This is a genomic window from Streptomyces sp. NPDC055103 (assembly GCF_053607625.1).
In genome coordinates this window covers 1-9,009 of the sequence record NZ_JBSGTX010000132.1, presented here as the reverse complement: position 1 = coordinate 9,009, position 9,009 = coordinate 1, and the positions used below count along the sequence as shown (strand labels likewise).

Annotated in this window: 4 protein-coding genes and 1 pseudogene; 4 read left to right on the top strand and 1 reads right to left on the bottom strand. The window is 70.7% G+C overall.

The features are described from left to right. Window positions 1-161 precede the first annotated feature (161 nt). Window positions 162-567, bottom strand: a pseudogene (locus tag ACWFR1_RS39510) (cyclophilin-like fold protein). Between the two features lie 203 nt (window positions 568-770). On the opposite strand from ACWFR1_RS39510, the gene ACWFR1_RS39505 reads away from it, so the two are divergent. The 4 genes from ACWFR1_RS39505 to ACWFR1_RS39490 are packed head-to-tail and all read left to right on the top strand — an operon-like array spanning window position 771 to window position 8,830. After that, window positions 771-2,279 carry a cytochrome ubiquinol oxidase subunit I gene (locus ACWFR1_RS39505; protein ID WP_453560751.1) on the top strand — a complete coding sequence of 503 codons (1,509 nt, stop codon included), beginning with the start codon at window positions 771-773 and terminating at the stop codon, window positions 2,277-2,279. An 18-nt stretch (window positions 2,280-2,297) separates the two neighbouring features. Next, entirely contained in the window at window positions 2,298-3,299 is a 1,002-nt protein-coding gene (gene cydB, locus ACWFR1_RS39500; RefSeq protein ID WP_453560749.1) for a cytochrome d ubiquinol oxidase subunit II, read from the top strand. A gap of 60 nt (window positions 3,300-3,359) precedes the next feature. Next, on the top strand, window positions 3,360-7,097 hold the full coding sequence (gene cydD / locus ACWFR1_RS39495; RefSeq protein ID WP_453560747.1) for a thiol reductant ABC exporter subunit CydD: 3,738 nt from the start codon (window positions 3,360-3,362) through the stop codon (window positions 7,095-7,097). A 20-nt stretch (window positions 7,098-7,117) separates the two neighbouring features. After that, the gene (locus ACWFR1_RS39490; protein ID WP_453560744.1) at window positions 7,118-8,830 is read left to right on the top strand and encodes a GAF domain-containing sensor histidine kinase; all 1,713 of its coding nucleotides are present in this window, start codon (window positions 7,118-7,120) and stop codon (window positions 8,828-8,830) included. Window positions 8,831-9,009: the final 179 nt, after the last annotated feature.

Below are 9,009 nucleotides of genomic sequence, written 5' to 3'. Positions count from 1 at the left end.
GATGTCTTGGAGGACAACCCTCTTCTACAGCAGCTCCGCTGCCTCGTTCACCGGCCTTGACGAACAACCCCCACCCTTAACTGAACGGCGTTGGGTCTAGGGCCCGTCCGGGACGAGGACGCGGGCCTGTCCGGCGGGATCACGGCCGGGGGCGCGGGCTCTCAGTCGGCGACGAGCTCCACGCGGATCGGGTCGCCGTCCCTGACGGTGGCCAGGATCCGCGGGGCGCCGTCCAGCGCGCCCAGGAGGTTGCAGGGGCTCGCGAGCCGGCACTCGTCGCCCCGCGAGATCGGTGTCGGGCCGTAGGGCAGGGCTTGGGGTCTCCCCAGCGAAGCGAGGGGAAGCGTCGCCGTCCGTCCAGAAGGCCACCGTGCCCGGGTCCACGACCTGGCGCGCGCCGTCCTCGACGGGGACGGAGACCGGAGTGTCGAAGTAGACCTCCTCGCCCCAGGTCCGGGCGGTGGAGGAGAGCGGAAGAGCCCCCGCGAGCGCCGTGCTCGTGGGGGTCTCCTCAAGGGTGGCCGTGGTGTGTCCGGCCGGCCAGGAGATGCGTATCCGAAGGGTCATGCCCGGATTCAACAATATGTTGAAGGTCCTGGGGAGAGGTGGCCTTCGATAGAGGACCCCCCGACTGAAGGTACGGATTTCGTATGAGCCATAATGCTTGTGAATGTGAACGCGTTCACAAGCGTGTCCTGGTTCATCCCTTAATGGGTGGGATTAACGGGGCAAACTGCCGATGTGACCACGGCGAGTAAGGAGAAAACGACGTGGACCTCGCTCTTGCGCCAGAGACTCTCGCGCGCTGGCAGTTCGGCATCACCACCGTCTACCACTTCCTCTTCGTCCCCCTGACGATCTCCCTCGCTGCCCTCACCGCGGGTCTTCAGACCGCCTGGGTGCGCACCGAGAAGGAGAAGTACCTCAGGGCGACGAAGTTCTGGGGCAAGCTCTTCCTGATCAACATCGCCATGGGTGTCGTCACCGGCATCGTGCAGGAGTTCCAGTTCGGTATGAACTGGTCCGACTACTCCCGGTTCGTCGGCGACATCTTCGGTGCCCCGCTCGCCTTCGAGGCGCTCATCGCCTTCTTCTTCGAGTCCACGTTCATCGGGCTGTGGATCTTCGGCTGGGACAAGCTGCCGAAGAGGATCCACCTCGCCTGCATCTGGATGGTGTCGATCGGCACCATCCTCTCCGCCTACTTCATCCTCGCGGCGAACTCCTGGATGCAGCACCCCGTCGGGTACCGCATCAACGAGGCGCGCGGCCGGGCGGAGCTCACCGACTTCTGGCTGGTGCTCACCCAGAACACCGCCCTCACCCAGTTCTTCCACACCATGACCGCGGCCTTCCTGGTCGGCGGCGCGTTCATGGTCGGCATCTCCGCGTTCCACCTCGCGCGGAAGAAGCACATCCCGGTGATGCGGACCTCGCTGCGGCTCGGCCTGATCACCCTGATCATCGCCGGCCTCGGCACCGCCATCAGCGGTGACCTGCTCGGCAAGGTCATGTTCAAGCAGCAGCCGATGAAGATGGCCGCCGCCGAAGCGCTCTGGGACGGCGAGGCGCCCGCGCCCTTCTCGATCTTCGCCTACGGCGATGTCGAGAAGGGTCACAACACCGTCGCCATAGAGATCCCGGGACTCCTGTCCTTCCTCGCGAACGACGACTTCAGCTCGTACGTCCCGGGAATCAACGACGTCAACAAGGCCGAGCAGGAGAAGTTCGGCCCCGGCGACTACCGGCCCAACATCCCCGTCGCGTACTGGGGATTCCGCTGGATGATCGGCTTCGGCATGGCCTCGCTGGGCATCGGCATGCTCGGCCTCTGGCTGACCCGCAAGAAGTTCATGCTGGCACCGGGGATGCGGACCGGTGAGGACGAAGTGCCGAATCTGGTCCTGTTCAAGCGGAAGGCGCTCAGCCCCCGCTTCACCACGTGGTACTGGATCATCGCCCTCTGGACCATGGGCTTCCCGCTCATCGCCAACTCCTGGGGCTGGATCTTCACCGAGATGGGCCGCCAGCCATGGGTCGTCTACGGCGTGCTGCGCACCCGGGACGCGGTCTCCCCCGGTGTCTCCCAGGGCGAGGTCCTCACCTCGATGATCATCTTCACCGCCCTCTACGCCGTCCTCGCTGTGATCGAGGTCAAGCTCCTCGTCAAGTACGTCAAGGCGGGACCGCCGGAGCTCACCGAGGACGACCTCAACCCGCCCACCAAGATCGGCGGGGACTCACGTGACCCCGACCGGCCCATGGCCTTCTCGTACTGAGGCTCAGGAGATCGAGGCATGGAACTCCACGACGTCTGGTTCGTACTCATCGCCGTCCTCTGGATCGGCTACTTCTTTCTCGAAGGCTTCGACTTCGGGATCGGTGTCCTGACCAAGCTGCTCGCCCGTGACCGGGCCGAGAAGCGGGTCCTCATCAACACGATCGGTCCCGTCTGGGACGGCAACGAGGTGTGGCTGCTCACCGCCGGCGGCGCGACCTTCGCCGCTTTCCCCGAGTGGTACGCGACGCTCTTCTCCGGCTTCTACCTGCCGCTGCTGCTCATCCTGGTCTGCCTGATCATCCGGGGCGTCGCCTTCGAGTACCGGGCGAAGCGGCCGGAGGAGCAGTGGCAGCGCAACTGGGAGCAGGCCATCTTCTGGACCTCCCTGATCCCCGCGTTCCTCTGGGGTGTGGCCTTCGGCAACATCGTCCGGGGAGTGAAGATCGACGCGGAGATGGAGTACGTCGGCACCTTCTGGGACCTTCTCAACCCGTACGCCCTCCTCGGCGGTCTGGTCACGCTCACCCTCTTCACCTTCCACGGAGCGGTCTTCGCCTCGCTCAAGACGGTAGGTGACATCCGGGTGCGCTCCCGGGCGCTCGCGCTCAAGCTTGGCCTGGTCACTGCGGTGCTCGCACTCGTCTTCCTGATCTGGACCCAGGTCCACACGGGAGACAGCTGGAGCCTCGCTGCCATGCTGGTCGCCGTCGTGGCGCTGGTCGGCGCGATCGGCGCCATCAAGGTGGGGCGCGAGGGCTGGTCGTTCGCGCTCTCGGGCGTGACGATCGCCGCCGCGGTGGCGATGCTCTTCCTCGCGCTCTTCCCGGACGTCATGCCGTCTTCGCTCAACCCCGAGTGGAGCCTTACCGTGACGAACGCGTCGTCGAGCCCGTACACGCTCAAGATCATGACCTGGTGCGCGGCGATCGCGACCCCGTTGGTGCTGCTCTACCAGAGCTGGACCTACTGGGTGTTCCGTAAGCGCATCGGTACGCAGCACATCGCCGACGCTCACTAGGTCCTTGTCCGACGGACCATGGTCAGGGCTGCACGAGCTCACCAGAGGGGCATGTTTCACGTGAAACCGATCGATCCGCGTCTGCTCCGGTACGCCCGGGCCACCCGCTTCTTCCTTGCCGCGGTGGTCGTACTCGGTCTTGCCGGGGCGGCGCTGGTCGTCGCCCAGGCGATGCTCATCGCCGAGATCGTGGTCGGGGCCTTCCAGAAAGGCCTGTCGGTTTCCGATCTGACCACCCCTCTGCTGCTGCTCGCGGGCGTCGCGGTGGCGCGGGGGCTGGTCTCCTGGCTGACCGAGCTGGCCGCCCACCGGGCGAGCGCGGCGGTCAAGTCCGAACTCCGCGGCCGGCTCCTCGCCCGGGCCGCCGCGCTCGGACCCGGGTGGCTGAGCGGCCAGAAGGCCGGGTCGCTGATCGCGCTCGCGACGCGGGGCGTGGACGCGCTCGACGACTACTTCGCGCGCTATCTGCCGCAGCTCGGCCTCGCGGTGGTCGTGCCGGTGGCGGTCCTCGCCCGGATCGTCACCGAGGACTGGGTCTCGGCGGCGATCATCGTCGTCACCCTCCCGCTGATTCCGATCTTCATGATCCTCATCGGCTGGTACACGCAGGCGCGGATGGACCGGCAGTGGAAGTTGCTCTCCCGGCTCTCCGGTCATTTCCTGGATGTCGTGGCCGGCCTGCCCACGCTCAAGATCTTCGGCCGAGCGAAGGCCCAGGCCGAGTCGATCCGCGCGATCACCTCGGAGTACCGGCAGGCGACGATGCGCACGCTGCGGATCGCCTTCCTCTCCTCCTTCGCCCTGGAACTCCTCGCGACCCTGTCGGTCGCGCTCGTCGCCGTGACCATCGGCATGCGGCTCGTCCACGGCGAACTCGACCTGTACACCGGGCTCGTCATCCTGATCCTCGCGCCCGAGGCCTACCTTCCCTTGCGGCAGGTGGGCGCGCAGTACCACGCGGCGGCCGAGGGGCTCGCGGCGGCGGAGGAGATCTTCGAGGTCCTGGAGCAGCCGGTACTCGGGGGCGGTACGGGCGCGGTACCGGACTCCGTACGGCTGGAGCTCGACCGGGCGACCGTACGGCACGCGGGGCGCGCCGAGCCGGCGCTCGACGCGGCGACGCTGACGGTCGAGCCCGGCGAGACGGTGGCCCTGGTCGGGCCGAGCGGCGCCGGGAAGTCGACGCTCCTCGACGTGGTGCTCGGCTTCGTGGCGCCGGAGGAGGGGGGCTCCGTCCGGGTCGGTGGCGAGGATCTCGCGACGCTCGACCTGGAGGCATGGCGGTCGCGGATCGCCTGGGTGCCGCAGCATCCGTACCTCTTCGCGGGGACGATCGCCGAGAACGTACGGCTGGCCCGCCCGGATGCCTCCGTCGAGGCGGTACGGGAAGCCCTGCGGGACGCCGGGGCGGAGGGGTTCGTCGCGCGGCTCCCGGAGGGGCTCGACACCCCGCTCGGCGAGGACGGTGCCGGACTTTCGGCGGGCCAGCGGCAACGCCTCGCGCTCGCCAGGGCGTTCCTGGCGGACCGGCCGCTGCTGCTGCTCGACGAGCCGACGGCCGCGCTGGACGGCGAGACGGAAGCGGGAGTCGTCGACGCGGTCCGGCGTCTGGCGGCGGGGCGGACCGTGCTGTTGGTCGTGCACCGGCCTGCCCTGCTCGCGGTCGCGGACCGGGTGGTGAGCCTGGTCCCGGCGGCTGTGGACGTCGGCTCGGGCGGGGTGGAGTCGCACTCGGGGTCTGTTTCGGGGTCGGCTTTGGGGTCGGCTGCGGAGTTGGACTCGCAGTCGCAGTCGCAGTCGCACTCGCACTCGCACTCGGAGTCGGAGTCGGAGTCGGCTTCGGTGTCGGTTTGCGTCGGTGCGGGCGGCCGGTCGGAAGCGGGAATGGACTCGGGCGCGGACTTGGGGGCTCGGTCCGGTGCGGACGGGGGCGTGCGGGACGAGCCGTTCGGTGTGCCGGACGGCGAAGCCGACCAGGGAGCCGGCGTGCGGTCCGGGCGGTCGGTGCTCGGGCGGGTTCGGGACATGGCCGGGGAGCTCAAGGGGCGCATGGCGCTCGCGCTGTTGCTCGGGAGCCTGGCCCTCGGTTCGGCCGTCGGACTCATGGCCGTGTCCGGCTGGCTCATCTCCCGGGCCTCGGAACAGCCGCCCGTGCTCTACCTGATGATGGCCGTCACCGCCACGCGCGCCTTCGGCATCGGCCGGGCCGTCTTCCGGTACGCCGAACGGCTCGTCTCGCACGACGCCGTGCTCCGGATGCTCGCCGAGCTCCGGGTCTCCGTCTACCGCCGCCTGGAGCGGATCGCCCCGGCAGGGCTGCGCCGCACCCGCCGCGGAGACCTCCTCTCCCGGCTCGTCCAGGACGTCGACGCCCTCCAGGACTACTGGCTGCGCTGGCTGCTCCCGGTGGGCGCCGCCCTGGTCGTCGGTGTCGCCTCCGCCGGGTTCACCGCCTGGATGCTGCCCGAGGCCGGAGCCGTCCTCGCCCTGGGCCTGCTGCTCGCGGGCATCGCCGTCCCGGCGGTCGGCGGGGCCTTCGCCCGCCGCGCCGAGCGCCGGCTCGCCCCCGCACGCGGTGCCCTGGCGACCGCCGTCGCCGACCTGCTCCGCGGCTGCGCCGAACTGACGGTCGCGGGCGCGCTGCCCGGCCGGGTCGAGCGGACCCGGACCGCCGACCGGCACCTCACCTCCATCGCCTCCCGGCAGGCCGCGGCCACCGCGCTCGGCGCCGGCCTCTCCGCCGTGGTCTGCGGCCTGACGGTCGCGGCCGCCGCGCTCGTCGGCGTCCAGGCCGTGCGCGACGGGCGGCTCGACGGGGTGGCCCTCGCCGTGGTCGTCCTGACGCCGCTCGCCGCCTTCGAGGCCGTCACCGGGCTGCCGCTCGCCGTCCAGTACCGGCAGCGCGTCCGGCACAGTGCCGAGCGGGTCTTCGAGGTGCTCGACGCCCCCGTCCCCGTACACGAACCGGCCCGCCCCGAGACTCCCCCGAGCCCGTTCCCGCTGGAGCTCGCCGGGCTCTCCGCCCGGCACGCCGGGCAGGACCGGTTGGCGCTCGCCGACGTCGAACTCAGCCTGGAGGCCGGCCGCCGGGTCGCCGTCGTCGGCGCGTCCGGCTCAGGGAAGACCACCCTCGCCCAGGTGCTGCTGCGGTTCCTGGACGTGGAGAACGGCATGTACCGGATCGGCGGAGTGCCCGCCTGGGAGCTCGACGGCGACGCGGTCCGACGGTTCGTCGGCCTCTGCGCCCAGGACGCCCACATCTTCGACAGCTCCGTCCGGGAGAACCTGCGGCTCGCGAGGGTCGGGGCGAGCGACGAGGAACTGCGCGACGCGCTGCGCCGGGCCCGGCTGCTCGACTGGGTGAACGGCCTCCCGGCCGGGCTCGACACGCTCGTGGGCGAGCACGGCTCCCGGCTCTCCGGCGGCCAGCGACAGCGCCTCGCGCTCGCCCGCGCCCTGCTGGCCGACTTCCCCGTCCTCGTCCTCGACGAGCCGGCCGAACACCTCGACCTGGCCACCGCCGACGCGCTCACCGACGACCTGCTCCTGGCCACGGAGGGCCGTACCACCGTCCTCATCACCCACCGGCTGCACGGGCTCGACGCCGTCGACGAGGTCGTGGTCCTGGACGAGGGCCGCACCGTCCAGCGCGGCCCGTACGCGGAGCTGGCGGAGGTGGAGGGCCCGCTGCGCCGCATGCTGGAGCAGGAGCGGGAAACCGATCTGCTCGTCGTCGGCGCCGGGGCGGGGGCGGAAACCGGCATCGCCGGCAGCCGGCCGACTTTTCTCGCCAAATAGGACTAACTAGGCTAAAGCTCATGACCGCCGCCGCGTCCGAGACCCCGGACCCCCTGGAAGCCGCCACTCAGGTCACGCGCAGCCTCCAGGGGCTGTCCACGGAGCTCACCGCCCGCGTACCGCAGCTGCTGGAAGCCATGCGCTCGGTCGGTACGGGGCTCGAACTCCACTCCACCCTCGACCGGATCTGCGAGACGGCCGCCGAACTCGCCGACGCCCGCTACGCCGCGATCGGGGTCGTCGACGAAGAGGGCGAAGGACTGTCCGACTTCGTCACCTTCGGCGTCGGCGAGGACGTGGCCCGCCGGATCGGGCGCCTCCCCGACGGCCACGCCGGGCTGCTCGGCGCGCTGATCCGCGACCCGCAGACCATTCGTCTCGCCGACCTGTCCACCGACCCGCGCGCGGCTGGCTTCCCGCCCCGCCATCCGCCGATGCGGACCTTCCTCGGCGTACCCATCCGCGTCCAGGGCGAGATCTTCGGCAACCTCTACCTCGCCGAGAAGCACGGCGGCGGCGAGTTCAACGACTACGACGTCCACATGGTCAGGGTGCTCGCCACGGAGGCGGGCATCGCCATCGGCAACGCCCGCCTCTACGAGGCCGCCCGGCAGCGCGAGCGGTGGATCGACGGCTCGGTCGCCGTCACCACCGCGCTGCTCTCCGGCGGCGACGCGGACGACGCGCTCGCGGTCGTCGCCGAACAGGCCCGCAGGCTCGCCGACGCGGACGCCGGCATCGTGCTGCTGCCCGCCGAGGATGGCGGCCTGGAGATCGTCGCCGTCTCCTCACCACGCACCACCAAGTCGCTGGGCGTGGTGATCCCGCCCGAGAGCGCCGTGGTCGAACAGCTCCTGAAGGGCGAGGCGGTCTTCGTGGCGGACGCCTCCACGGACCCGCGCATGATCAGCCGGCTGACCTCCGCGTACGGCCCGAGCATGATGCTGCCGCTGCAGAGCGGCGGGCGGGTGCTCGGCGCGCTCGCCACACCCCGGGTGCGGGGCGCGCGCCCGTTCACGGAGACGGAGCGGACGCTCGCCACGCAGTTCGCCTCGCAGGCGGCGCTCGCGCTGATGATGGCGGACGCGCAGCGGGACCGGGAGCGCCTCGCCGTGTACGAGGACCGCGACCGGATCGCCCGTGACCTGCACGATCTCGTCATCCAGCGGCTCTTCGCCACCGGCATGATGCTGGAGAGCGCCCAGCGCAAGTCGATCGTGCCGGCTGTGCGCGAGGGCGTCGGCAAGGCCGTGGACGAGCTGGACGTGACCATCCAGGAGATCCGTACGGCGATCTTCGCGCTCCAGCAGGGGCCCGCCGAGGCCCCGTCGGGGCTGCGCACCCGCGTCCTGCGCGAGATCAACATGGCGGCCGTGCCGCTCGGCTTCAAGCCCGCGCACCGCTTCCTCGGCGTGATCGACTCGGCGGTGGGCGAGCTGACCGGCAAGAACCTCATCGCCGCCCTGCGCGAGGCCCTCTCGAACGCCTTCCGGCACGCGGAGGCGAGCCGTATCGAGGTGGTCGTCGACGCCACGGTCATGCTGTCCGACGGCTCGGCCGGGGTACGGCTCTCGGTCGCGGACGACGGCATCGGCATCCCGGACGGCGGGCGGCGCAGCGGTCTGCGCAACCTGGCCCGGCGGGCCGAGTCGCTGGGCGGCGCGAGCTGGTGCGGCCCGGGCCTCGGGGAGGACGGCGGCGGTACGACGGTGGTGTGGGAGGCCCCGCTCTGAGGACCGGGGGCACACCTGAGCCAGGCGCTGGGGCTTGTCCCGGCGGATCAGGGTCGGCCGGGCGGGGCCGGGCCGGGCCTAGTAGTGCTTGGTATGTCGCGGTGGCAGGTGGGGCAGGCGCCGGTCCATGTCGCGAGGAGGGTCTGTAGCTCGCGGACGACGCGGTAGAGGCTCAGGCC